Source organism: Ilumatobacter coccineus YM16-304, from assembly GCF_000348785.1.
GTDB classification, from domain to species: domain Bacteria; phylum Actinomycetota; class Acidimicrobiia; order Acidimicrobiales; family Ilumatobacteraceae; genus Ilumatobacter_A; species Ilumatobacter_A coccineus.
Genome location: NC_020520.1, coordinates 3,657,736 through 3,680,923 on the forward strand (window position 1 = coordinate 3,657,736; position 23,188 = coordinate 3,680,923).

21 protein-coding genes and 1 tRNA gene are annotated in these 23,188 nt (G+C 67.7%); 15 read left to right on the plus strand and 7 right to left on the minus strand.

The window, feature by feature from the left end:
- Positions 1–43: 43 nt before the first annotated feature.
- The 3 genes from cysD to YM304_RS16500 all read right to left on the minus strand — a co-directional run bounded on the left by cysD (position 44) and on the right by YM304_RS16500 (position 2,661).
- Positions 44–937: a sulfate adenylyltransferase subunit CysD gene (gene cysD / locus YM304_RS16490; protein WP_041300350.1), complete on the minus strand. Its 894-nt coding sequence runs from the start codon at positions 935–937 to the stop codon at positions 44–46.
- A gap of 195 nt (positions 938–1,132) precedes the next feature.
- Positions 1,133–2,140, minus strand: coding sequence for a 3'(2'),5'-bisphosphate nucleotidase (locus tag YM304_RS16495; protein ID WP_015442850.1), 1,008 nt, complete (start codon positions 2,138–2,140; stop codon positions 1,133–1,135).
- Positions 2,137–2,661, minus strand: coding sequence for an RrF2 family transcriptional regulator (locus tag YM304_RS16500; protein ID WP_015442851.1), 525 nt, complete (start codon positions 2,659–2,661; stop codon positions 2,137–2,139). Before YM304_RS16500 ends, YM304_RS16495 begins: the two co-directional genes overlap by 4 nt.
- 42 nt (positions 2,662–2,703) lie before the next feature.
- Between YM304_RS16500 and YM304_RS16510 the strand changes: the two genes are divergently transcribed.
- Positions 2,704–6,564 carry an nSTAND1 domain-containing NTPase gene (locus YM304_RS16510; RefSeq protein WP_154723504.1) on the plus strand — a complete coding sequence of 1,287 codons (3,861 nt, stop codon included), beginning with the start codon at positions 2,704–2,706 and terminating at the stop codon, positions 6,562–6,564.
- Positions 6,565–6,601: 37 nt separating this feature from the next.
- On the opposite strand, the gene YM304_RS16515 is transcribed toward YM304_RS16510, so the two are convergent.
- On the minus strand, positions 6,602–7,225 hold the full coding sequence (locus YM304_RS16515) for a VOC family protein (RefSeq protein WP_015442853.1): 624 nt from the start codon (positions 7,223–7,225) through the stop codon (positions 6,602–6,604).
- A gap of 348 nt (positions 7,226–7,573) precedes the next feature.
- Between YM304_RS16515 and YM304_RS16520 the strand changes: the two genes are divergently transcribed.
- A complete protein-coding gene (locus YM304_RS16520) occupies positions 7,574–8,734 on the plus strand; it encodes a serine hydrolase domain-containing protein (RefSeq protein ID WP_015442854.1) in 1,161 nt (386 codons plus the stop codon).
- Between the two features lie 18 nt (positions 8,735–8,752).
- On the opposite strand, the gene YM304_RS16525 is transcribed toward YM304_RS16520, so the two are convergent.
- On the minus strand, positions 8,753–9,772 hold the full coding sequence (locus YM304_RS16525) for a PHP domain-containing protein (RefSeq protein WP_015442855.1): 1,020 nt from the start codon (positions 9,770–9,772) through the stop codon (positions 8,753–8,755).
- A 385-nt stretch (positions 9,773–10,157) separates the two neighbouring features.
- Between YM304_RS16525 and YM304_RS16530 the strand changes: the two genes are divergently transcribed.
- The 6 genes from YM304_RS16530 to YM304_RS16555 all read left to right on the plus strand — a co-directional run bounded on the left by YM304_RS16530 (position 10,158) and on the right by YM304_RS16555 (position 15,660).
- On the plus strand, positions 10,158–11,228 hold the full coding sequence (locus YM304_RS16530) for a hypothetical protein (protein ID WP_015442856.1): 1,071 nt from the start codon (positions 10,158–10,160) through the stop codon (positions 11,226–11,228).
- 121 nt (positions 11,229–11,349) lie between these two features.
- Complete coding sequence (locus YM304_RS16535) at positions 11,350–12,288, plus strand: DUF559 domain-containing protein (RefSeq protein WP_041298385.1); 939 nt, start codon at positions 11,350–11,352, stop codon at positions 12,286–12,288.
- Between the two features lie 128 nt (positions 12,289–12,416).
- Positions 12,417–13,505, plus strand: a complete 1,089-nt coding sequence (gene ychF, locus YM304_RS16540) for a redox-regulated ATPase YchF (protein WP_015442858.1) — start codon at positions 12,417–12,419, stop codon at positions 13,503–13,505.
- Between the two features lie 114 nt (positions 13,506–13,619).
- Positions 13,620–13,979 (plus strand): DUF192 domain-containing protein, encoded by a 360-nt coding sequence (locus YM304_RS16545; RefSeq protein WP_015442859.1) that lies wholly within the window; start codon positions 13,620–13,622, stop codon positions 13,977–13,979.
- The gene (rsmI, locus tag YM304_RS16550; RefSeq protein WP_015442860.1) at positions 13,976–14,851 is read left to right on the plus strand and encodes a 16S rRNA (cytidine(1402)-2'-O)-methyltransferase; all 876 of its coding nucleotides are present in this window, start codon (positions 13,976–13,978) and stop codon (positions 14,849–14,851) included. Before YM304_RS16545 ends, rsmI begins: the two co-directional genes overlap by 4 nt.
- Positions 14,848–15,660, plus strand: coding sequence for an HAD family hydrolase (locus YM304_RS16555; RefSeq protein WP_015442861.1), 813 nt, complete (start codon positions 14,848–14,850; stop codon positions 15,658–15,660). The genes rsmI and YM304_RS16555 overlap by 4 nt, the downstream gene beginning before the upstream one ends.
- Before the next feature lie 53 nt (positions 15,661–15,713).
- Here YM304_RS16555 and YM304_RS16560 read toward each other — a convergent pair whose 3' ends face one another.
- Positions 15,714–16,511, minus strand: coding sequence for a thioesterase family protein (locus YM304_RS16560; protein WP_041298386.1), 798 nt, complete (start codon positions 16,509–16,511; stop codon positions 15,714–15,716).
- Positions 16,512–16,604: 93 nt separating this feature from the next.
- Between YM304_RS16560 and metG the strand changes: the two genes are divergently transcribed.
- The 5 genes from metG (at position 16,605) to YM304_RS16585 (ending at position 21,555) form a co-directional block, all read left to right on the plus strand.
- Complete coding sequence (gene metG, locus YM304_RS16565; RefSeq protein ID WP_154723505.1) at positions 16,605–18,143, plus strand: methionine--tRNA ligase; 1,539 nt, start codon at positions 16,605–16,607, stop codon at positions 18,141–18,143.
- A gap of 304 nt (positions 18,144–18,447) precedes the next feature.
- On the plus strand, positions 18,448–19,212 hold the full coding sequence (locus YM304_RS16570) for a TatD family hydrolase (RefSeq protein WP_015442864.1): 765 nt from the start codon (positions 18,448–18,450) through the stop codon (positions 19,210–19,212).
- A 126-nt stretch (positions 19,213–19,338) separates the two neighbouring features.
- Positions 19,339–19,929 (plus strand): hypothetical protein, encoded by a 591-nt coding sequence (locus YM304_RS16575; RefSeq protein WP_015442865.1) that lies wholly within the window; start codon positions 19,339–19,341, stop codon positions 19,927–19,929.
- A gap of 34 nt (positions 19,930–19,963) precedes the next feature.
- On the plus strand, positions 19,964–20,797 hold the full coding sequence (gene rsmA / locus YM304_RS16580) for a 16S rRNA (adenine(1518)-N(6)/adenine(1519)-N(6))-dimethyltransferase RsmA (RefSeq protein WP_015442866.1): 834 nt from the start codon (positions 19,964–19,966) through the stop codon (positions 20,795–20,797).
- Positions 20,798–20,802: 5 nt separating this feature from the next.
- On the plus strand, positions 20,803–21,555 hold the full coding sequence (locus tag YM304_RS16585) for a 4-(cytidine 5'-diphospho)-2-C-methyl-D-erythritol kinase (protein ID WP_015442867.1): 753 nt from the start codon (positions 20,803–20,805) through the stop codon (positions 21,553–21,555).
- A gap of 38 nt (positions 21,556–21,593) precedes the next feature.
- On the opposite strand, the gene YM304_RS24135 is transcribed toward YM304_RS16585, so the two are convergent.
- The gene (locus YM304_RS24135) at positions 21,594–21,686 is read right to left on the minus strand and encodes a 30S ribosomal protein bS22 (RefSeq protein WP_015442868.1); all 93 of its coding nucleotides are present in this window, start codon (positions 21,684–21,686) and stop codon (positions 21,594–21,596) included.
- Positions 21,687–21,796: 110 nt separating this feature from the next.
- On the opposite strand from YM304_RS24135, the gene YM304_RS16590 reads away from it, so the two are divergent.
- Positions 21,797–21,867, plus strand: a tRNA-Gln gene (locus YM304_RS16590).
- A 199-nt stretch (positions 21,868–22,066) separates the two neighbouring features.
- The gene (locus tag YM304_RS16595) at positions 22,067–23,152 is read left to right on the plus strand and encodes a bifunctional UDP-N-acetylglucosamine diphosphorylase/glucosamine-1-phosphate N-acetyltransferase GlmU (protein WP_015442869.1); all 1,086 of its coding nucleotides are present in this window, start codon (positions 22,067–22,069) and stop codon (positions 23,150–23,152) included.
- Positions 23,153–23,188 lie beyond the last annotated feature (36 nt).

Consider the following 23,188-nt stretch of genomic DNA (forward strand, 5'->3'; position numbering starts at 1 on the left):
CGGTGTCTGACACCGGATGACGGGTGGGGAAGGGAGATGAGCATCAGAAGTAGCCCTCCTGCTTCTTCTTCTCCATCGAACCGTCGGAGTCGGTGTCGATGAGACGGCCCTGGCGTTCGGACGTGGTGGCGAGCAGCATCTCCTGCACGACGTCGAGCAGCGTGGTCGCCTCGCTCTCGATCGCACCCGACAGCGGGTAGCAGCCGAGGGTGCGGAAGCGCACCGACTTGATCTCGGGCGTCTCGCCCTCCCGGAACTGGAAGCGATCGTCGTCGACCATGATCAGCGTGCCGTCACGCTCGACCACGGGGCGCGGCGCCGACAGGTACAACGGCACGATCGGAATCTGCTCGAGGTGGATGTACTGCCACACGTCGAGTTCGGTCCAGTTCGAGATCGGGAACACCCGCAGCGACTCGCCCGGGCTGCGGCGCCCGTTGTAGATCCGCCACAGTTCAGGGCGCTGGCGCTTCGGATCCCACTGGTGCTGCGGCGAGCGGATCGAGAACACTCGCTCCTTGGCTCGCGACTTCTCCTCGTCGCGTCGAGCGCCGCCGAAGCAGAGGTCGAACTTGTTGAGGTCGATGGCCTGCTTCAGCCCTTGGGTCTTCCACATGTCGGTGTGCACCGACGAGCCGTGGTCGAACGGGTTGATGCCCCGCTCGACGCACTCCGGGTTCTGGTGCACGACGAGGTCCATGCCGACCTCCGCCGCCGTGCGGTCGCGGAACTCGTACATGTCGCTGAACTTCCACGTCGTGTCGACGTGGACGAGCGGGAACGGAGGGATGCTCGGGAAGAACGCTTTGCGGGCGAGGTGCAACATCACCGAGCTGTCTTTGCCGATCGAGTAGAGCATCGCCGGCCGGTTGGACTCCGACACGGCTTCACGCATGATCTGGATCGCCTCGGCCTCGAGCCGTTGCAGGTGCGTCAGGCGTGCAGCGGTGAGTCCTCCCGCTGCCGTATCACCGGTCGCGGTACTCGTCTGGTTCGAGGATGCGCTCATAGTTCATATTGTCTACCGTTTCGGTAGACAATATGCAATAGCGACGTTCTGCAAGAGCAACGTTCTGCAAGAGCGACGCTCTAGAAGAGCGACGGATCGGCTGTCGACCGTTGTCTGGTTCGGTCAGAGGTCGAGGACGGCGCCGACCGCGTCGAGCACCTGCTCGTGGAATCGGCCGTTCGTCGCCACCACGCCCCGGTTGGCCTGCAGCAACTTGCCGTGGGAGAAGTCGAGCGGCGCACCGGCCACGTCGGTGACCACGCCCCCGGCGCACTCGACCACGAACTTGCCGGCTGCGTGGTCCCAGATCTTCTCGACGTAGTCGGCACGGGTCGGCAGCCGGAGGTAGATCGACGCGTCGCCACGAGCGACGGCGGCGTACTTGCATTGGCTGTCGATGCGATACGGCTCTGCGGTGATGCCCAACCGTTGGGCGATCGCGACCGAGTGCGTCTGGTCGGAGTGGCCCGACTCGACCGATTCGCAGAAGCGCGCCTCGCTGAGCACCGCCGCGGCGTCGACACGGATCGGTCGTCCCTCCGAAGCGCTGACGCCATCACCCCCAGCAGCGTCGTCGAGGGGGTACATCACGGCGCCCTCCCCCGAGCCGACGAGCAGCGCTCCCCGGGTTCCGTCGGGGTTGGGCAGGTTCGGGCAGCCGAGCACGCCGAACACGACGCGGCCGCCCTCGATCAACGCCAGGGCGATGGCGTACTGGTCGCCACGAACGAATCCCTTGGTGCCGTCGATCGGATCGAGCGTCCAATACGTGCCGTCGCGCGGCGCGTCCGACGCTCCTCGCCCGACCGCTTCGATCACATCGGTCGCCGTGACGTTCGACGTCCCGACGCCCATGGCGACGAGCGACGCGACTCCGTCCAGCAGGTCGGGCCGATCGACCAGGTCGTCGGGCGTCTCCTCGCCGACCACCGCCACATCGCCGAGTTCCTCGGCCAACGTGTTGCACACGATCGCCTGCGCAGCGAAGTCGGCGACGGTGACCGGGCTGTCGTCGCTCTTGGTCAGTGTGTTCCCGCTGACGAGACGGCCCTGCGCCCACCTCGTTGCGATGGCGGCTCGGCGCACGGCACGAACGGCTGCATCGACGGTGGCGGGGCTGATCGAGCTCATGGGGTCCTCGTGGTGTGGGAGGGCAGGCCGCGCCCCTGGCTGGTTTCAGGTGCGTCGGATCCCGATGCGTACCGCGTGTCGTTGCCGTACTCGGCTGCGAGCGCGACCACCTCGTCGGGCAGTTCGCCGTTGACGAGGTCGGCCAGCGAGACGGTCTCGAGAACACGACGCAGGCTCGCTCGGATCGCCATCCACACGACCGGGAGCGATTCGGCCGGTGCTTCGTAGCTGAGCGAACGGAGACTCTCGTCGTGGATGTCGGCGAGCGGTCCGTCGATCGCGCGGAACACGTCGGCGAGCGAGATGTCGTCGGCGGGAAGCGACAGGCTAAACCCACCGTCGGGGCCACGCTTGGTCCGGACGAGCTCCGCCCGCTTGAGGTCACGGAGAATGTCGTGCAGGTACTTCGTCGACACACCCTGTCGCGAGCCGATCACCTCGGCGGTGAGGAGCACGCCGTCGGCCGCAGCGAGTTCGGCCATCGCCCTGACGGCGTTGTCGACACGTTCCGAGATCCTCATCGCCGGCCGACGCTATCTGAGGTCGCTGTGCGCACTGTGCCGATGACCGAACCAACCGGTGAGCTTCCGTTGCACCGCGACACGGGTGCGGCGCAACGGAAGCTCCGGTTGCATCCACATCCGCCCGATGTGGACGAGATGAGTACACCACGGCGTTCGTCCGGAGTCGAAGAATCGGGCGGAGTCCGGACAACTTCGGACGGGAATTCGGCGAACAGATCGCCACAACTGCGAATGGCCGGCGTCCGGTCATCTATGTTTCTGGCAGTGAGGGGGTCGAAAGAACAGTTCGCCGAACGCCTCACCGGGCTCAAGAAGCACTCGTCGCTCAGCTACGCCCTCTTGGAACGCAAGCTCGGCCGTCCGGCGTCGACCATCAACGACTGGTGCAAAGGCAAGCACCTGCCGTACCAGCGCGACAACGACGACTTCGAGCGCCTCCTCGAACTCTTCGAGGTCGAGCGCTCCGATCGCGCCGAGTGGATGCGTTGGCTCAACGACCTGCGCTCCGGCGCCGACCGGCACGACTCGCCGGAGAATCCCTATCGCGGCCTCGCTGCCTACACGGCCGACGACGCGTCGCTGTACTTCGGGCGTCAGCAGCTCGTCGATCTCCTCACCGAGCGGATCGAGACGTCGCGCTCGACCGAACCTCCGACGCCGACGATCGTGCTCGGCCCGTCCGGGTCCGGGAAGACCTCGCTGATCCAAGCGGGTCTGATTCCCCGAGCGACCGACGACGGTTCGAAGGTCGTCTGCATCCACCCATACGACGGGTTGGACCCGATCGACGACATCCTGGCCACACCCGAATCTCACCGACGCCGACAGCCGATCGTCGTGTTCGTCGACCAGTTCGAGGAGGTCTTCGCTCCGACCGGACGGGTGCCGACCAACCCGGCCACCCAACGCACAGCTGTCGACGCACCCGACGTCGGAACGTATCTCGACGCGATCGAACGACTGGCGCGGCGCACCGACGTCCAGTTGGTCGTGGCTGCCCGAGCCGACTTCTTCCAGGAGATCGCGTCGGTGCCGGCGTTGGCGGTCGGTGTGACGGCCGGACCCGTGGTCGTGGGACCTCCCGATGTCTCGGCGATCACCGAGTGCATCTACGGACCGGCCGAGCGAGCCGGGCTGATCATCGAGCCTCGCCTGCACGCGGAGATCATGCGCGAGTTCACCCGGCCCGGAGCGCTCGACCGTTCGGCAACACTCCCCCTGTTGTCGCATGTGCTCTGGATGCTCGCCGAGTCACGCGACGGCGACACGCTCACCTTCGAGCGCTACGCCGAACTCGGCGGGCTCAACCACGCAATGGGCAAGAGCGCCGATGCCGCGTACGAACGACTCGTCCCCCACGTCGACGCTCAGGTCATTCGCGACCTCTTCATCGAGCTCGTCCAGATGAACGGTGACGGTCGCCCGACGAGACGACACCTCACCCTCGACCGGGCCCAGTCGATCGACTCGCACGAGCGCAGCATGGTGATCGCCGAGTTCGCCCGTCGACGCCTGCTCACCGTCGATGCCGACATCGTGTGCATCACACACGAGTCGCTCGTTCAAGCGTGGCCGCGCCTACGCGTCTGGATCGACGACGCCCGCGTCGACCTGATCGCGGCCCAGCGAATCCGCCACGCCACCGAACAGTGGGTCGAGACGGGCCGCCCTCGCGACGGCCTCCTGCGTGGCTCGTTGCTCGACGACGCCATCCACGCGATCGGCTCACCGACCACCCACGGCCAACTCAGTCCGCTCCACCGAGCGTTCGTCGAAGCCAGCCGGGGAGCGAGAGCGGAGGACGAGGCGGCCGAGGCGGCGCTGCTCTCGCGACAACTGGCGATGCAGTCGACGTTGCTGACCTCGTCTGAGCCGTCGATCGCTGCCCAGGTCGCGATCGCCGCGTACCGCACCTCCGCGACCTCGGAGGCGACGGCCGTGCTCCTGGCCACCGCCGAGTCGCTGCCCGGCCCGCGCTCCATCTTCGATCCCGGTTCGTTCCACACGTTCGTCGGCGCCGATGGCCGCATCGTGGTCGCGAACAACCCGGTGGGCGGTGTCACGGTCACCGATCCTCGCGGCGGTCGACGCCTCGTGCGCGAGGCGAGCGCCGACGAGATCGGTGCGGCTGCGCTGGTCGACGACACCGTGCTCGTCGTCTCGTCCGCCGGCGTCGAAGCGATCGACCTCGCGAGCGGAGCCTCGCGAGCGTTGACGCACGACCCGGGCGGCGGCGCGCTCGCGGTCACGACCTCGGCCAGCGGCGAGGCCGTGGTCGCGTTCGCCGATCGCATCGTCGCGCTCGACCTCGACTCGGGAGTCGAACGACTGCTCGTCGGTGAGGTCGACGACAAGACGCTGACCATCTCCGCTGCATCGGGTCTCGTCGCCACCGGATCACATTCGGGCCGCGTCCGGGTCGATGACCTCGACTCGGCGCCGTCTTCGGCACCGAGCAGAGATCGCACCTGGTGCCCGAGCGAGACACCCTGCGGGGCACTGCTCTTGATCCCCGAACTGCACTCGCTCATCGCCGGCTTCTACGACGGCCACGTGGTGCGTCTCCCGCTCGACCCGACCGCTCCGGCAGACTCGCAACGGCTCACCGAGGTCCCCTGCGCGTCGTGGATCAACGGGCTCGCCATCTCGCCCGAGGGGGCACTGCTGGCGTCGGCCAGTTCGGATGGCACCGTACGGTTCTGGTCGACCGAGACGTGGAGCGAGATCCCCGCTCCGCTCCGACATCCCGCCGTCGTCACCGACGTGGTGATCACCGCAGACACCGTGATCACCGCCGGCGAGGACGGCATCGTTCGAACCTGGAGGCGCCCCGACGACGCCGGCGCGCTCGATCGCCCGCCTGCGAGCATCTGGTCGCTCACGCTCGACGAGTCGGGCAGGTACGCCCTCAGCGGATCGCGAGATCACACTCGACTGTGGGCCCTCGACGACGATCATCGCCCCGTCGCGGTGGTGCGTGAACTCACGTCGAACGGCTCCGACGGTCCGGGGTTGCTGTCGGGGACCACGTTGCTGTCCACCGACGCGAGCGTCGGATACATCGGCGGACGCCGGGGCCAGATGTTCGTCGCCGAGACCAGTGGAGACGTCCTGCCCGACCTCGAGCGGCTCGAGAGCAACATGTACGAACTGGTGGAGGCGATCACACACTCGCCTGACGGGCTGACGCTCGCCGCCGTCGACCGGGCGGGCATCGTCGACGTCTGGCGGCGAACCGACCTCGCCGATCGCTTTCGCCTGGTCGCCTCGCAGCGGATCGAACCGCCCGGCCTCGGTCTCGCGCTGTCGACCGCCGGACAGCTGTGCGCCGTGTCGGAGTCCGGCCGGGCGACCCTCTGGCAGATCGATGAGGATCAGCTGAGTAGCCCGGTGTCGTGGTCGACGGGGAGCAGCTTTGCACTCTGTGTCGAGGCTCATCCGTCGAAACCGTGGTTCGTCGTCGGGAACGCCGACCGCACCGCGTCGATCTGGTCGACAGCGGACCTCACCGGCTCCGGCGTGCAGGAGATCGCTCGGGTCTCGGGCCCGACCGGGCACGTGATGAGCGTCGCGTTCAGTCGATCGGGGACACGCCTCGCCGCCGGATCCACCGACGGCAACGTCTGGCTCTGGGATCTCTCGTCGCCGACCCATCCGGTCGAGATCGCCGCGATCCCGTCGGGCGAAGCGGGTGTCTACGCCGTGGCGTTGTCGGCCGACGATCGCCACGTCCTCGGCGCCGGGCCACACGAGCGGATCAACCGCTGGGTGCTCGACCCCGACGAGGCGATCGCACGCATTCTCGACCGGTGCGGTGACACGCTCACCCCGGCCGAATGGTCACGGCTCATTCCCGAACGCATCCCGTTTCGAGACCTTCGGTCGACCGACGACGAGTGACGTCCGGTCGGTCGAAGCGGCGCCCCACGCTCGACGGTCAGGGCGTCATCAGGGCGACCGGGAGGCCGAGACCGACGTCGTCGCGCACCGTCGCGATGCGGCGGCCCGGCTGCACGGCGTCTTTCGGTTCGCTGATCAGGTCGGTTCCGATCCGTTCGCACGCGGCATCGAGATCCTCGACGTTGACGACCACACCCCAGAAGCGGGCCGGACCGTCGGGGACCTCGGGTCGTTCGACGATCTCGACGATCAGCCCACCGCGACCGATGCGGTGGAATCCCTGCTTCATGGTGCCCACCTCGCGCACCCGCTTCAGCTCACAGTCGGTCGCGTTGGCGATCGCCGTCGACGTTCGCTCGAGGTCGTTGGTCATCACCACCACGTGATCGAGACCGCTCGCGCCGAGGTCGTGCTGGGCGAACGTCGGACCCATCGGCTCGACCACCCTGGTGTCGAGACCGTCGATCACCGTTCCGTCGAGCCCGGTGTCGACGCCGCTCAGCGCCCATCCACGAATACCTGTCCGTTCGGGCGCCGTCTCGATGATGCGCAGCGACGTGCCGTGCAGCGGGATCAACCCGTCGTCGGCGACGACCAGGCCGATCGACCGCCATGCTTCGGCATCACCGGAGATCGTCAGCCATTCCACGAGCGCCGTCATGATCCGATCATCGCAGACCCGATTGACCGATGCCCAGACGCGACGAAGCGCCCGGTCCTCGACCACCTCCGACGGGGAGAGATCGGTTCGCGAGCGCTTGGACGATGAGTTCGGTTACGAGGTCGAACGCGTCGAGACCGGCGGTTGCCGAGTCTCAGCGACCCATGTTGGGACGCTTGCCGTGGTTCGCCTTGGAACGGCGGAGACGTGCTTTGCGCTTCTTGGTCTTCTTCGACATAAGGGGCTTGATCCTATGACCGCTTCAGGCCTCCCCCAACCGTGACGTTCGACAGAGCGCGCGTTGCTCCGCTGTCCGGCGGCGGGTTGCCGGACGCGTACGGTGTCGCCATGACCGAGATTCATGGAACCGTTGCCCCCGGATTCGAAGCGGTGCGCGACGCGTTCGCTGCCAACTGGGAGACCGGTGGCGAAGTCGGAGCCTCCGTGTCCGCCACCGTCGGCGGCGAGACCGTCGTCGACCTGTGGGGCGGCACGGCCACGTACGACGACGGCGAACGCGACTGGGAGCGCGACACGATCGTCAACGTGTGGTCGACCACCAAGACCATGTCGTTCCTCTGCTGTCTGCTGCTCGCCGACCGGGGCGAACTCGACCTGTACGCACCGGTCGCCGACTACTGGCCCGAGTTCGCGGCCGGCGGCAAGGAGCACGTCGCCACGCGTCACATCATGGGCCACACGGCCGGGTTGTCGGGCTGGGACGAGCCACTCGAGGTCGCCGATCTGCTCGATCACGACAAGCTGGTCACGCTCCACGCCGCCCAAGCGCCGTGGTGGGAGCCCGGGTCGGGTTCGGGCTATCACGCGATCAGCCAGGGATATCTCCTCGGCGAGATCGTGAAGCGCATCGACGGACGGTCGCTCGGGCAGTTCTTCGCCGACGAGATCGCCGGACCGCTCGACGCCGACTTCCACATCGGCACGCCGCCCGAAGCGGACGAGCGCATCGCCCACGTCATCCCACCGGCGTTCGGGCTCGGTCAGGACCCGTCCGTGGAAATGCCCGACGAGACCAGCATCGCCTGGCGCACGCTGTCCAACCCGATGATGGACGCGAGCTACTCGTCGACGATCGACTGGCGACGAGCCGAAGTGCCGGCCGCCGGCGGGCACGGCAACGCTCGATCGGTCGCTGCGATCCACACCCTCACCGCGAACGGTGGCATGGCCAACGGCAAGCAGATCATCTCGCCAGAAGGACTCGAACGCATCTTCGACGTGCAGGCCGAAGGCTTCGACAAGGTGCTGCTCGGCACCGAACTCAAGCTCGGGATGGGCTTCGGCCTGCCCAGCCCCATGCTGCCGCTCCCGCCCGAGAGCAAGGTCTGCTTCTGGGGAGGTTGGGGTGGCTCGCTGGCGATCATCGACATGGATCAGAAGATGAGCTTCAGCTACGTGATGAACCGCATGGAGGCGTCGCTCACCGGCGACGCCCGCGGTGCCGGTGTGCTCATGGCGATGTACGGCGCGTTGTTCGCCGGCGGCTGACCGTCGCTTGGTAGGGCGTCAGGCGGCGGCGCCGGTCCAGGCGAGGAGTTCTTCGGCAGGGAGCGTGTTCAAGATCTTGTCGATCGGGACCTCGCACTCGGCGGCGCGATCGCAACCGAGCGGCTGCCATTCGAGCTGTCCGGTCGCGTGGGCGTCGGTGTCGATCGTGAACCAGCAGCCGTGTTCGACCGCGAGACGCAGGAGTTCGCGAGGCGGGTCGAGACGTTCGGGTCGACAGTTGATCTCGACCGCGGTGTTGAACTGGGCACACGCCGCGAACACGTAGTCGGCGTCGAAGTCGCTCGGCGGCCGTTTGCCGATCATCCGTCCGGTGCAGTGGCCAAGGATGTCGACGTGGGGCGACGCGATGGCGAGCAACATCCGCTCGGTCATCTGCTGCTTCTCCATGCGGAGCTTCGAGTGCACGCTCGCGACCACCACGTCGAGGCGACCGAGCATCTCGTCCGACAGGTCGAGCGCACCGTCTTCGAGAATGTCGACCTCCATGCCCGACAACACCCGGAAGTCGTGCCCGGCATCGGCGATCGCTGCGTTGACTGCGGCGATCTGGTCGAGTTGCTCGGCGAGGCGCTCCTCGTTGAGCCCGTGGGCGATCGTGAGACGAGCCGAATGGTCGGTCTGCACCATGTACTCGTGCCCGAGCGCCATCGCCGTCGCCGCCATCGCTTCGACGGGGGCCCCGCCGTCGCTCCACGTCGAGTGCAGGTGGCAGTCACCGCGCAACGCGTCGCGGTAGACCTGCCCGGCAGGAGTGATCGGTACCTGTGACTCGGCTTCGATGTTGGTCAGGTACGCCGGTTCTCGACCGGCGATCGCATCGGAGATGACGGCGGCCGTCGACGAGCCGATGCCGTCGAGTTCGGTCAGCGTGTCGGACGCCGCTCGACGCTCGAGTTCGTCGGGCGGCGTGTTGCGCACCACGTCGAGGGCTCGGGTGAAGGCCTTGGCCTTGTAGCCCTTCTCGTGCGCTCGATCGAGGTAGTGGATCACCTTGAGCAGTGCCGCTTCGGGTGTCATGAGCTCAGATGGTACTCCCATCGATGCCGTCCCGAATCGTCTCACCGGGCTGGCGGAAGCTCATCACGAAACGTCTCACCGGGCCGGCTGGAGGTCATCACGAAACGTCTCACCGGGCCGGCTGGACGTCATCACGAAACGTCTCAGCGGGCCGGTTGGAGCCCATCACGAATCGTCTCATCGCGCTGGCGAGGGCTCATCACGAATCGTCTCACTCGGTCGCGTGGTGTCGCTGACCAGGTGCGACGCGCTGGTGAGACGATTCGGAACGGCGCCCGATCCACCGAGTGAGACGATTCGGAATGGCGACCGATCTCAGGCGTGAGACGATTCGGGACGGGTCGGGTGAGCTCCCCGTCGACGGTCGCAGGGCTACCGTCGACGTGTGCTCGGGCAACGGATGATCGGACGGGGATTCGTCGGCAGTCTCGGCGGCGCGCTCGTCGGACTCGCCGCCCTCGCGATCCTCGGCAGCGGATGCGACGCCGACGACACGTCCCGGGAGCCGGAGCTCCTGTTCGACCTGCCCGACGCATCACCCGGCGACATCGTCGGACTCGTCGCCCGCGACGACCTCGACGTGCCCGCCGTCGAATGGATCGATCGGCTCGACGGCACGATCCACCGTCTCAGCGTCGGCAACGACACCGTCACCTCCACCGTCGTCGCCCGGATTCCCGTCGGCGCCGACGGTGAACAACGCGGCTTGCTCGGACAGGTCGTCGTCGATGGTCGCCGTTTCGCGGCGTGGACGCAGCCCGACACGTTCGAACTCGTCGTCGGCGAGATCACCGGCGGCAACGCCGACACCGACACACCAAACAGCAACGCCCGGATCATCTGGAGCGCGGGCGAAGCGTCGTCGGGCGCGATCGGCGGGGTGCTCGGCGAACTCGACGGCCGCATCCTCGTCGGCGTCGGACGCAACACCGGCTTCGACCGCGAGACCGGAGTCGGCGGAGCGATCCTCGCACTCGACCCCGACGGCACCGCCGACCAGGAGCCCGAAGTGATCAGCGTCGGCTACACCAACCCCTGGGCCTTCACGGCCATCGGCGACGAGATCTGGGTCGCCGACAACGCCGCTGGCCCCGACCCTGCCGACGACACCGTCGACGACATCGAACGAATCGGACGCGCCGACCTGCTCGCCGACCGAGCCGACATGACGCGCACCACCGAACCCGGCCGCGCCCCCACCGCGATGATCCCGCTCCCCGACGGACGACTCGCCATCTGCGGGTTCCTCGACAACGAACTCCGCGCCTACGAGATCATCGACGGCGCCGACGCCGACCCGATCAACCCGGCCACCGAGGAACGGGAACGCGCCGAGCTCGAGCGGGCGGGCACGATCATGCCCTGCCTCACCGGAGCAACGATCTTCGACGATGGCACGATCGTGACCGCGTCGCTCGGCGACCCCGGCATGCAGCTCACCATCCTCCAACCCTGACCATCCTTCGCCCGCGGCCACGGCCTCTGGTCCGGTCCGGCGGAACAGCGGAAGGCGGGACGAAGGCGGACCAGACCAGAGTGATTTCCGCTTTCGGTTCAAGGTGACCCACTGGCCGTCTGTGGAACTGAAATCTCTCGACCCACTCGCCCGCCGACAACACGGTGTCGTCACGTTGCGACAATCTGGCTTGTCGAAGTCGGCCTGGTACCGGGCCATCGCCTCCGGAACCCTGATCCCCCTTCATCCTGGCGTCGTACGCCTCGTCGGGACCCCTGACACCCCCGAGCAGCGAATCGCAGCCGCGACAGCGGCGGCCGGCGACCGGTCACTCGCATCGCACCGATCGGCCGCTCACCTGCACGGCATCCCAGGGTTCGACTCGGCGCCGGTCGACATCATCGTGCCGCACGACGAGCACAACCCGAGTCGAGCCCGCACCGCACCCCGACTCGCCGGCGTCGACGTTCACCGCCCTCGCGATCTCGTGCGTCTCGCCCCACATCGAATCGACGGCATCCGGTGCACGAACGTGTTGCGCACGCTGCTCGATCTCGGTGCGGTCGATCGCCCAGCCGTGTCGGGAGCGGTCGGGCACGCCATCACCAACGATCTGGCAACCCTCGACGCGCTCGAGACCGTGGTCGTGGAACACGCTCGCCCAGGCCGCTCCGGCATCACGGCGCTCCGCGATGCCATCGACGACTGGGCAATCGACCAGATGCCCGCCGACTCCGTGCTCGAACCAGCGATGGCGCGTCTGATCGGCCGATTCGAGCTGCCCCCGGTCGTCTTCCATCCCGTCATCGCCGGACGCGAGGTCGACTTCCGAATCATCGGGACGCCGATCATCCTGGAGTGTGACGGCTGGGCGTATCACGGACTCCAGCGCGACAACTTCGAGAGCGACCGCGAGCGCGACGCCGGCTTCACCGCGCTCGGCTGGATCGTGCTCCGCTTCACCTACCGAGCGATCACGTCACGGCCGGCCACCGTCGCCGAGAGAATCCGTGCGACCGTCGACCGGTGGGGCGGCCTGCCGAGCCCCGATGCCGCCTGACACTCGCACTCGCTCTCGCTCGCTCGCTCTGGTCTGGTCCGGCTCCGTTCCGGAAAACGGTGTACACCCAGACCAGACCATTGCTCGCCGACCAGAGTCGAGACGACGCAGTTAGCCTCGACTGCCGCATGGAACGCTTCGGACTGGTCGGCCTCCCCAACGCGGGCAAGAGCTCGCTCTACAACGCACTCACGGGTGGCGGCGCGCTCGCCGCTCCCTACCCCTTCGCCACGAAAGACCCGAACATCGGCGTGGCCATGGTGCCCGACGACCGCCTCGATCGCCTGTCGGAGATGTCGAAGAGCAAGAAGACGATCCACGCTCAGGTCGAGGTGGTCGACATCGGCGGACTCGTCGAAGGAGCGAGCACCGGAGAAGGCCTCGGCAACAAGTTCCTGGCCAACATTCGCGAGGTCGATGCGATCGTGTTCGTGCTCCGAGCGTTCGTCGACGACGACGTCGTCGGGCCGTCCGATCCGCTCGAACACCTGCGAATCGTCGAGATCGAACTGGCGCTCGCCGACCTCGAGACCGTGGAGAAGCGGCTCCACCAGACGAAGCGGGCCGCCAAGCTCGACAAGTCGATGGTCGCCGAGACCGAAGCGCTCCAGACCGCGTTCGACCATCTGTCGGAGGGGCTCCCGTTGTATCGCGCCGGCCTCAGCGACGACGTCAAGGAGACGCTCGCCCCGTACTTCCTGCTGACCAACCGTCGCGTGCTCGCGGTCGTCAACGTCGGCGAAGACGACATCGACTCCATCCCCGAGAAGGAGAAATTGGTCTCCGACGAGTTCAACAACGCCGGCGACAACGTCGAGGTGATCGGCATGTGCATCCAGATGGAAGCCGAAGCCGCAGCAATCGAAGACCCCGACGAACGCAAGGAGATCCTCGAAGGGTTCGGGCTCGGCGAAGGCGCTCTGTTCCGCATGGTCCGCAGCGCCTACCACCTCCTCGGTCTGCGCACGTACATGACCACCGGCGAGCAGGAGTCGCGAGCCTGGACCTTCAAGGAAGGTTCGACCGCACCCGTGTGCGCCGGACGCATCCACGGCGACTTCCAGCGCGGCTTCATCCGCGCCGAGGTCATCAACTGGGAAGAACTGCTCGCACTCGGCTCGTGGAACGCGGCGAAGGAAGCCGGCAAGATGCGCGTCGAAGGCAAGGACTACATCGCCCAGGACGGCGACGTGATGGAGTTCCGCTTCAACGTCTGACCCCGGCAGCGGCCGACCGACCGTGCGTCCTCGTCAGACGATCCACCGTCACCCCGACGCGGCAACCCCGCAACGCGACCCGACCCGGCACCATCGCTTCTAGGATGCAGAAGCATGTCGTGGTTGGTCAGCGAGGCTCGTGTACTCGCATCGGCAGAGTCGGCAACGACTCGGACCGAGCGTCGACGCGGCCTGCTCGGACGCACCGGGATCGAAGGCGCGTACGTGATCGACCCCTGTCGGTGGGTGCACACGGTGGGCATGAAGTTCCCGATCGACGTCGCGTTCCTCGACGGTGACGGCGTGGTCGTTCGAACCGCGCAGATGCCGCGCCACCGCGTCGGTCTCCCGATGCTCCGAGCGCGCAGTGTGATCGAAGCCGAGGCCGGGGCCTTCGCCCGGTGGGGTCTGTGCGTGGGCGACACCATCGAAGTGCGCTGCGACTCCACCGCCACCACGGCCGACCAGGCATGAGCACGCTCTGGCTGGTGGCGACACCCATCGGCAACCTCGGCGACCTCCAACCGCGCGCCGTCGAGATCCTCGACCGCGTCGCCCTCGTCTGCTGCGAAGACACGCGTCGCACCGGGCTCCTGCTGCAACACGCCGGCATCCGAGCGGAGCGGCTCGCCGTCTGCAACGAGCACACCGAGTACGCCCGCATCGACGACATGCTCGACGTACTCGGATCGGGTCGCGACGTCGCCGTCGTCAGCGATGCCGGGACCCCCGGCGTGTCCGACCCCGGTGAGCGACTCGTCGCCGCCGCGCTCGATGCGGGTCACGACGTCAGTGCCGTCCCCGGACCGAGCGCCGCCGTGATGGCCGTGACCGTGAGCGGATTGCCGACCGACCGCTTCGTGTTCGAAGGATTCCTGCCCCGGAAGGGTCGCGACCGGACCGAACGCCTCGCAGAGATCGCGGCCGAACGTCGCACCGTCGTGATCTACGAATCTCCCCAGCGCGTCGTCAAGTCGATCGCCGACCTCGCCGCCGCCTGCGGAGCCGACCGCCGTGTGTCGGTGTCACGCGAACTCACCAAGCTCTACGAGGAGACGGTGCACGGCACGCTCGCCACCGTCGATCTCGGCGAACCGCGCGGCGAGTACGTGATCGTGCTCGACGGTGCGCCGGTCGACGATGCCGAAGCGACCGACGACGAGGTGCGCCGCTCGCTCGCCGCACTGCTGGCCGACGGCGCGACCGCTCGCGACGCAGCAGCTGAAGTGAGCGACACGACCGGTCGCCGCAAGCGCGACGTGTACGAGATCGCCAACGCGCTCCGCAACGACACAGCGGGCCGCGGTGACACGGCGGGACGCAACGACACGGTGGGCCTGGCATGAGCGAGTACACACTCACCGCCGGCACCGGCAACACCAGCGCTGCGTTCTTCGACCTCGACCGAACGCTCATCTCGGGGTCGTCGGCGTTCACGCTCGCCATCGAAGCTCGCCGCGCCGGGCTCGTTCCGACGCGCCAGTTCGCCAAAGACGCCACCGGGGCCGCGTTGTTCAAGCTGTTCGGTGCGAGTGACAACACGACCGACGAAGTCCGCAAGCGCATCCTCGGTGCGGTCGAGGGCATGGAACGCGACGGGCTCGTCGCGCTCAACGCCGAGGTGCTCCCGAAGCTGATCGACCGCGTCCGTCCGGAAGCGAAACGGCTGGTCGACCGGCACCGTCGAGCGGGCCGCGACTGCTTCATCGTCTCCGCCGCGCCGCAGGAGATCGTCGAACCGCTCGCCACCGCCCTCGGGATGACCGGCGGCATCGGCACCCGCAGCGTGGTGGTCGACGGTGTGTACACCGGCGAACTCGACGGGCCGTTCTGCTACGGCACCGGCAAGGTCGACGCCATGAAAGAGCTCGCCGAGTGGAACGGCTACGACCTCGAACAGTCGTACGCGTACAGCGACTCGGCATCCGATCTGCCGATGCTCGAAGCGGTCGGTCACCCCGTGGCGGTCAATCCCGATGCGGCGCTCGAACGGCGCGCACGGGCCGACGGCTGGCCGATCGTGATCTTCAGCCAGCGCACCAAGTCGATGCTGCGCCGCACGCTGTCGGGCATCGCCGCAACCGGCATCGGCGTGGCCGGTTTCGCCGCCGGCCGCACGATCGGCCGACCACCTCAGCGACGCTTCCGACGCTGACCGGCTCGGCCCAATGCCTCTCGACGTCCGACCGTCACGGTCTCGGCGCCTGATCAGCGTGGCATCAACGACAGCTGACGCGACTGCGCCACGAGCGCGCCGCTCGAGTCCCAGATCTCGCCGTCCTCGTCGATCAGACCGTTGCGGATGAAACGCGAACGGAATCGGCACCGCAGCGGACCCGGCACCGGCACACCGCGGACGTGCACGGTCAGCTCGATCGTCGGCACCCACGCGACCGGAATCGCCGTGTTGAACACCGGCGGCGGGAAGGCATCGGAGGCCAGCAGGATCGCGTAGGCATCGATCGGCTCACCGGCGGCGAGATCGAACCAGCCGCGCACCATCGCGACACCCGACGGTTCACCGTCGCCGAACCCGGCATCGTCGGGAGCCATACGACAGGCCAGGTTGCTCATGAGCGCCGGGGACTCGGCGGTCTGCGGCCGAGAGATGCACTCGTCGTACGACGGAATGTCGACCGGCTCCTCCATCAACACCTCCGGGCCGCCCTCCTGCTGATCGCCGAACGTCCCGACGAGCTGCAGCGTGATCGCACCGCCCAACGTGAGCGTCGCCGTCGCCGTGGCCAACCGGCGTCCCGACCGGACGATCCGGACGTCGACCTGACACGGCCCGGCCGGCGCCGGACGAAGATAGTGCGAGGTGATCGTCAGCGGCGGCCGGCCGATCGCCGTCGCCATCGCCCGCCCGGCGATCGCGAGGAGATACCCACCGTTGGCGTTTCCACCGATGTCCCATCCATCGTGCACCTCGGCGTCGAACAGCACCCGCTCCGCGGTCCGCTCGACTTCGTGCACTGCCGTCGCTCGTGCGAATCGATCGCTCATCACAGCAACGTACGAAGCCCGAGATGCCGCCTCCAAGCCGAACCGACCATTCGCAGCGTGGCGGCGGACGACCATGGCACTACCGTGCGGTGCGTGACCCGGACGTATGTGACGACCCCGATCTACTACGTGAATGCCGAGCCTCACCTCGGTCACGCCTACACCACGATCGTCGGCGACGCGATCACCCGGTGGAGCCGGCTCATGGGCAACGAGACGAAGTACCTCACCGGCACCGACGAGCACGGCCTCAAGATCCAGCAAGCCGCCGAAGCCAACGGTCAGACGCCCCAGGAATTCGTCGACGAGATCGCACCCAAGTTCGCCAAGGCGTGGGAACGGCTCAACATCGCCAACGACGACTTCATCCGCACCACCGAACCACGCCACAAGGCGGCCGTCGCCGAACTGCTCCAACGCTGCTACGACGCCGGCGACATCGAACTCGACACGTTCGCCGGGAAGTACTGCGTGGCGTGCGAGGAGTACTACTCCGACGACGAACTCGTCTCCGACGCCGGTGTGGTCGGCGAGGGCGACAACTGCCCGATCCACCACCGCCCCGTCGAGTACTTCGAGGAGGAGAACTACTTTTTCCGCCTCAGCCGTTTCCAAGACCGCCTGCTCGACTGGTACGCCAAGCACCCCGACGCGATGAAGCCCGAACATCGCGGCAACGAAGCGCTCGGCCTCATCCGCAGCGGGCTGCGTGACTTCTCGATCAGCCGCACGTCGCTCGAATGGGGCATCCCGCTCCCGTGGGACCCCAAGCACGTCACCTACGTGTGGTTCGACGCACTCACCAACTACCTCGCGGCGATCGGGTTCGGCTCCGACCCCGACGCCGGTGGCGAGAACTACGAAGACTGGTGGCCCGGCACACACCTCATCGGCAAAGACATCGTGCGCCAACACTGCGTCTACTGGCCCGCCATGCTGCTCTCGGCCGGAGTCGAACCGCCCAAGAGTTGGGCAATCGGCGGCTGGCTCCTGTCGGGTGGCGAGAAGATGAGCAAGACCTCCGGCAACGTGGTCAACCCGCTCGACCTCATCGACGACGTCGGCCTCGACGGATTCCGCTACTACGTGCTCGCCGAGACCCCGTACGGCAGCGACGGCGACTTCACCTACGAAGGCCTCGTCGGTCGCTACAACTCCGACCTCGCCAACAACCTCGGCAACCTCGCCGCCCGCGTGGCCACCGTCGTGTCGAAGAAGTGCGACGGCGTCGGCACCGCACCGTCACCCGACAGCCCGCTCGCCGCAGCCGCCGCCACCGCATTCGACGACACCGCCAAGTGGTGGGCCGACATGCAGCCCAGCCGCGCCCTCGACGCGACGTGGGGACTCATCCGCGCGACCAACGGACACCTCGAACAGAACGAGCCGTGGAAGTCGGAGCCCGGCCCCGAGGTCGACACCGTGATGGGCGACGCCCTCGAAGCACTGCGCATCGTGGCGATCCTCTGCGCCCCGGCGATTCCCGACACCGCCCAAGCGGTCTGGGAACGCATCGGCATGACCGGCAACGTCCTCGAACAGCGACTCCCCGACGCCGCCACCTGGGGCCAGTACCCCGCCGGCGCCACGGTCACCAAGGGCGATCCCCTGTTCCCCCGCATCAAACTGTAATGCTCTGTTCGGCCTCACACCGACCCGCTGCCGAACACGTCTCATCGGCCGAACGCCAGACTTGCTCGCTGGCGCTCGCTGCGTCGGCCCCGATGCCCCGTTCAGTTGTTGTGCCTTGTTCGGCCTCACGGCGACTCGCTGCCGCGCTCGCTGCATCGGCCTCGAAACCCGCCGCCAGACCGTACGCCTCGATGTCGACGCGGCCGGCGCCGGGAGCGCCAGCGACCAAGCCTGGCGATCGGCCGATCGTACGTGGAACGCACCGACCTGGTCTGAGGCCGATCAGACAGAGGAGGCCGATCAAGTGTTCATAGATTCGCATTGCCACATCCACGACGAGCGCATTCCCGACGGGCCCGACGGCGCTGTCGCCGCGGCGATGGAGACGGGCGTCGAGATCCTCGTCACGGTCGGATGCGATCGGGCCACGTCGCTCGCCGCGATCGACGTCGCCAGTCGCCACGACAACGTGTTCGCCACGGTCGGACTCCACCCGCACGAAGCCACACACGGCACCGACTCGATCGCCGACCTGCTCGACACACCCGGCATCGTCGCCATCGGCGAAGCCGGACTCGACTACTACTACGAACACTCCCCCCGAGACGTCCAGCGTGAGGTGTTCGCCGAGCACATCCGTCTCGCCCACGAGCACGAACTCCCGCTCGTCATCCACACTCGCGACGCGTGGGACGAGACCTTCGAGATCCTCGACGCCGAAGGTGTACCCGACCGCACGATCTTCCACTGCTTCACCGGCGGCCCCGACGCCGCCGACCGGGGGCTCGAACGCGGCATCTTCCTGTCGTTCTCGGGCATCGTCACGTTCAACTCGGCGAGCGACGTCCAGGAGGCAGCGCTGCGCTGCCCGGCCGACAAGATGCTCGTCGAGACCGACAGCCCGTACCTCGCGCCCATCCCGCACCGCGGCAAGAAGAACCGCCCGGCGTGGGTGCCTCACGTCGCCCAGTTCCTCGCCGACCTCCGAGACGAACCCCTCGACGTGCTCGCCGCTGCCACCGTGGCCGCCACACACGACGCGTTCGCCGGCCGCCTGCACACCGCCTGACACCGGCAAGCCCCGAGCAACCGGCAGGCGACCACTGGGCGACAGCGGTCACCTGCCCGAGCGGCCGACCACCCCTCGGGTACCATGTGATGCCCCTCTCCGCGGCGGTCGGGGCACCTCGCGACGATGGCCGCCACGACTGATCCGATGTACGACACCGACCGCCGACGCCTTCTGCTTGCCGCCGTCGTGACCCTCGTCGCCCTGCCGGCGTTCTTCTTCTACCAACGGTCGACCGCCGACGATTCCGGCACCGAGGTCGTGGCGACCGCGCCGGCCGACCCCAACGTGATCAACCCGCAGCCGGCCTCGATCAACGACGAGGTTCCCGTCGACAGCGAGGTGCCGACGAGCAACCGCTCGCAACTCCCGCCGGCCGAAGCTCCCGACGACGACCCGACCTTCATGGAAGGCCCCATCGCCAGCGAGGAAGACACGACCGCCGACGTCGCGATTCCGGCGCAGCCCGCCATCGCCCCGATCCGCCTCTCGGCCACCTACCTGAGCACCATTCCCGGCGTTCGCTCGTGCCTCACTCGCGACCTCGAGAGCGGCCGCACGGTCACGGTGGTCAACCTCGACAACGGTCGATCGATCACGTGCGTCACGCTGCTCGCACCACGAACCCAGACCGACGACATCGTGTTGCACACCAGCCAGTTCGAGCAGCTCGCCGACCTCACCGAAGCACCGATTCCGGTCGAGGTCCGCCAGTGATCCGTCCGAGCCGCTCCGGCTTCGACCGCGACCGATGACGCACTCCCGGCCCACGATCCGCGAGCTCCTCGACGACAACGGGCTCGCGCCGCGTCGTGACCTCGGGCAGAACTTCGTCACCGACCCCAACACGGTGCGCCGTATCGCCGACCTCGCACGCGTCGGCCCCGGCGACCGAGTCGTCGAGATCGGAGCCGGCCTCGGCTCACTGACGTTGGCGCTGGCCGAGACGGGTGCCGAGGTCACCGCCGTCGAAGTCGACAGCGGAGTCGTGCCGTTGCTCACCGAGATCGTCGCCGAGTGCGGCAACGTCACGGTGGTCGAAGCCGACGCCATGGCCACCGACTGGTTCGAACTCCTCGACCCCGAGGTCGACGGGGGTTGGACGCTCGTCGCCAACCTGCCCTACAACGTGGGCACGCCGCTCGTGTGCGACATCCTCGACGAGGTTCCGCACGTCCAGCGCATCCTCGTGATGGTGCAGCGAGAGGTCGCCGAACGATTCGCGGCGGCACCGCGCACGAGCGCCTACGGGGCCATCAGCGTCAAGGCCGCCTTCTGGGGGTCGGCGCGCATCGTCGGCCACGTCCCCGCCGCGGTGTTCTTCCCGAAGCCGAACGTCGAGTCGGCCCTGGTCGAGATCACCCGTCGCACGCCGCCCGACATCGACCCCGGGCCGATGTTCGAGCTCGTCAAGAAGGGCTTCGGTCAGCGCCGCAAGATGCTTCGCAAGTCGCTGGCCGGCATCGTCACCGCCGAGCAGTTCGTCGCCGCCGACGTCGCCGAGACCGCTCGTCCGGAAGAACTCGACGTCGACGCCTGGGTGCGGCTGTCGTCGGTGGTCGGCCCGCTCCCCTCCTCCGGCTGACTCCGATGATCGAGTTGCGCGCCCACGCCAAGCTGACGCTGAGCCTCGCGATGACGGGGATCCGCGACGACGGCTTCCACCTCATCGACGCCGAGATGGTGAGCCTCGAACTCCACGACGTGCTCACGATCGACCCGGCCCGCTCCGGCCTTGCCGCCGACGGACCGTTCTCCGACGGCGTGCCGCTCGACGACTCCAACCTCGTGGCCCGTGCGCTCGCCATGGTCGCGCGCGATGCACACGTCACCATCTCGAAGCACATCCCTCATGGTGGGGGTCTCGGTGGCGGTTCGACCGACGCCGCGGCGGTGCTTCGCTGGGGCGGCTTCGGCATCGACGAATCGTCGCTGGTCGACGCGTCACGGCTCGGCGCCGACATCCCGTTCTGCATGGTCGGAGGACGAGCCCGCGTCGCCGGCATCGGTGAAGTCGTCGAACCGCTTCCTCACGTCGATCGTGAGATCACCCTGATCATTCCGCCGCTGGCGGTGAGGACTCCGGCGGCGTACCGAGCCTGGGACGACCTCGGCGGACCCACCGGCGACGGCCCCAACGACCTCGAAGCTGCCGCGCTCGTCGTCGAACCACGGTTGCAGTGGTGGCGCGACGAGATCACCGCGAGAGCCGGCCGGCCTCCCACGCTCGCCGGCAGCGGGGCGACGTGGTTCATCGAGGGACGACGCGACGACGCCCTCGGCGACTTGGTCGACGAGGGCGCTCGGGTGGTGGTCACCAGAACCGTCGCCTCAGCGTTCTAACGAACGGAAAAGCGGCCGGCGGTGACGGTCGGTTGTTGCTACTTGCGACGCTGGTGGCGCGTGCGACGGAGCATCTTCTTGTGCTTCTTCTTGCGCATGCGCTTGCGGCGCTTCTTGATCAGAGAACCCATAAGGCGCTCGACGCTATCGGGCGTGTGACGACGCGACACGCGCTGTACCGTGACAGGTGTCGACGAATCGGCTCGCTCGAGGGCGATCGCGCGGTCGACATCACACTCCGTCCGGGGTCGTCTAACGGTAAGACAGCGGTTTTTGGTGCCGAGAATAGGGGTTCGATTCCTCTCCCCGGAACGCAACACTTCGTCGGTCCCGCAGGGACGTGCGACGCCACGCCACTGCGGCGAGACCGACGCCGGCTCTGCTCGCTGGCGCTCGCTGCAGCGACCGCACCGCGCGCTGCCTGGGCGCACAGAGACACACGACAGAGCGCCCGGCCCGACATGCGACGGCCGCGGTCCGCGGTGGGTTGCCGGCGGTACGCTGAACGCATATGAGCGTCTCCGCGATCGTGTTGGCCGCTGGCGAGGGGACTCGGATGCGGTCGTCTCGACCGAAGCCCCTGCACATGATCTGCGGCCGAGCGATGGTCCTGCACGTCATCCACGCACTCGAGAAGCTCCATCCCGAGCGCACCGCCGTCGTCGTCGGCCACGGCGCCGAGCAGGTCACCAAGAAGGTGCACGAATTCGCACCGGACTGGGCCAACGTCGCGTTCGTCGAACAGGTCGAACAGAACGGCACCGGCGACGCCACGTCGATCGGCATGACCGCGTTCGACGGCGACGACTACGACGACGAGTCGACCATCGTCGTACTCAACGGTGATGCGCCGCTGCTGCGCCCCGAAACGCTCGACGAACTCGTCGCCACGCACGTCGCCAACGGCAACGCCGCCACGCTGCTCACCTCGGTGATGGACGACCCGACCGGCTACGGCCGTGTGGTCCGCAAGACCGACGGCCAAGTGCTGCGCATCGTCGAACAGCGTGACGCCTCGCCCGAAGAACTCGACATCAAGGAGTGGAACACCGGCATCTACGCGTTCCGCCGCGATCTGCTCGGGCCGGCCCTCCGCGGGCTCACCACCGACAACACCCAGGGCGAGTACTACCTCACCGACGTCGTGTCGGTGCTCGCCGGGATGGGACACCGGGTCGGATGCGTGCAAGCTCCGACCGCCGAGACGCAGGGCGTCAACGATCGCTGGCAGCTCGCCCTCGCCGAACGCGAACTCCGGGCTCGCACCAACCGCCGGTGGCTGCTCAACGGCGTCACGATGCTCGACCCGCGCCAGACGTTCATCGACGTCACGGTCACGATCGGCCGCGACGTCACGCTCTACCCGGGCACGATGCTCCAGGGATCCACGGTCGTCGGCGACCGCTGCGAGATCGGCCCCGACGCACAACTCGTCGACTGTGCGGTCGGCAGCGACGCCACCGTCACACACACGGTCGGCACCGATGCCGAGATCGGGACCGGCGCCGTGGTCGGCCCGTACGCCCACCTCCCTGCCGGCTCGTCTGTCACTTCGGACGCGACCACCGGCGCGTTCTACACTGCCTCCGGCGCATAGCGACAGATCGCTCACGCATCGGCGACCCAAAGGACC

Bases quoted from the DNA above. Each gene is read 5' to 3' on its own strand.
- YM304_RS16495 (WP_015442850.1), bottom strand. From the start codon at position 2,140: ATGAGCTCGATCAGCCCCGCCACCGTCGATGCAGCCGTTCGTGCCGTG.
- YM304_RS16500 (WP_015442851.1), bottom strand. From the start codon at position 2,661: ATGAGGATCTCGGAACGTGTCGACAACGCCGTCAGGGCGATGGCCGAA.
- YM304_RS16510 (WP_154723504.1), top strand. From the start codon at position 2,704: ATGACCGAACCAACCGGTGAGCTTCCGTTGCACCGCGACACGGGTGCG.
- YM304_RS16515 (WP_015442853.1), bottom strand. From the start codon at position 7,225: ATGACGGCGCTCGTGGAATGGCTGACGATCTCCGGTGATGCCGAAGCA.
- YM304_RS16520 (WP_015442854.1), top strand. From the start codon at position 7,574: ATGACCGAGATTCATGGAACCGTTGCCCCCGGATTCGAAGCGGTGCGC.
- YM304_RS16525 (WP_015442855.1), bottom strand. From the start codon at position 9,772: ATGACACCCGAAGCGGCACTGCTCAAGGTGATCCACTACCTCGATCGA.
- ychF (WP_015442858.1), top strand. From the start codon at position 12,417: ATGGAACGCTTCGGACTGGTCGGCCTCCCCAACGCGGGCAAGAGCTCG.
- YM304_RS16545 (WP_015442859.1), top strand. From the start codon at position 13,620: ATGTCGTGGTTGGTCAGCGAGGCTCGTGTACTCGCATCGGCAGAGTCG.
- rsmI (WP_015442860.1), top strand. From the start codon at position 13,976: ATGAGCACGCTCTGGCTGGTGGCGACACCCATCGGCAACCTCGGCGAC.
- YM304_RS16555 (WP_015442861.1), top strand. From the start codon at position 14,848: ATGAGCGAGTACACACTCACCGCCGGCACCGGCAACACCAGCGCTGCG.
- YM304_RS16560 (WP_041298386.1), bottom strand. From the start codon at position 16,511: ATGAGCGATCGATTCGCACGAGCGACGGCAGTGCACGAAGTCGAGCGG.
- YM304_RS16575 (WP_015442865.1), top strand. From the start codon at position 19,339: ATGGCCGCCACGACTGATCCGATGTACGACACCGACCGCCGACGCCTT.
- rsmA (WP_015442866.1), top strand. From the start codon at position 19,964: ATGACGCACTCCCGGCCCACGATCCGCGAGCTCCTCGACGACAACGGG.
- YM304_RS16585 (WP_015442867.1), top strand. From the start codon at position 20,803: ATGATCGAGTTGCGCGCCCACGCCAAGCTGACGCTGAGCCTCGCGATG.
- YM304_RS24135 (WP_015442868.1), bottom strand. From the start codon at position 21,686: ATGGGTTCTCTGATCAAGAAGCGCCGCAAGCGCATGCGCAAGAAGAAG.
- YM304_RS16595 (WP_015442869.1), top strand. From the start codon at position 22,067: ATGAGCGTCTCCGCGATCGTGTTGGCCGCTGGCGAGGGGACTCGGATG.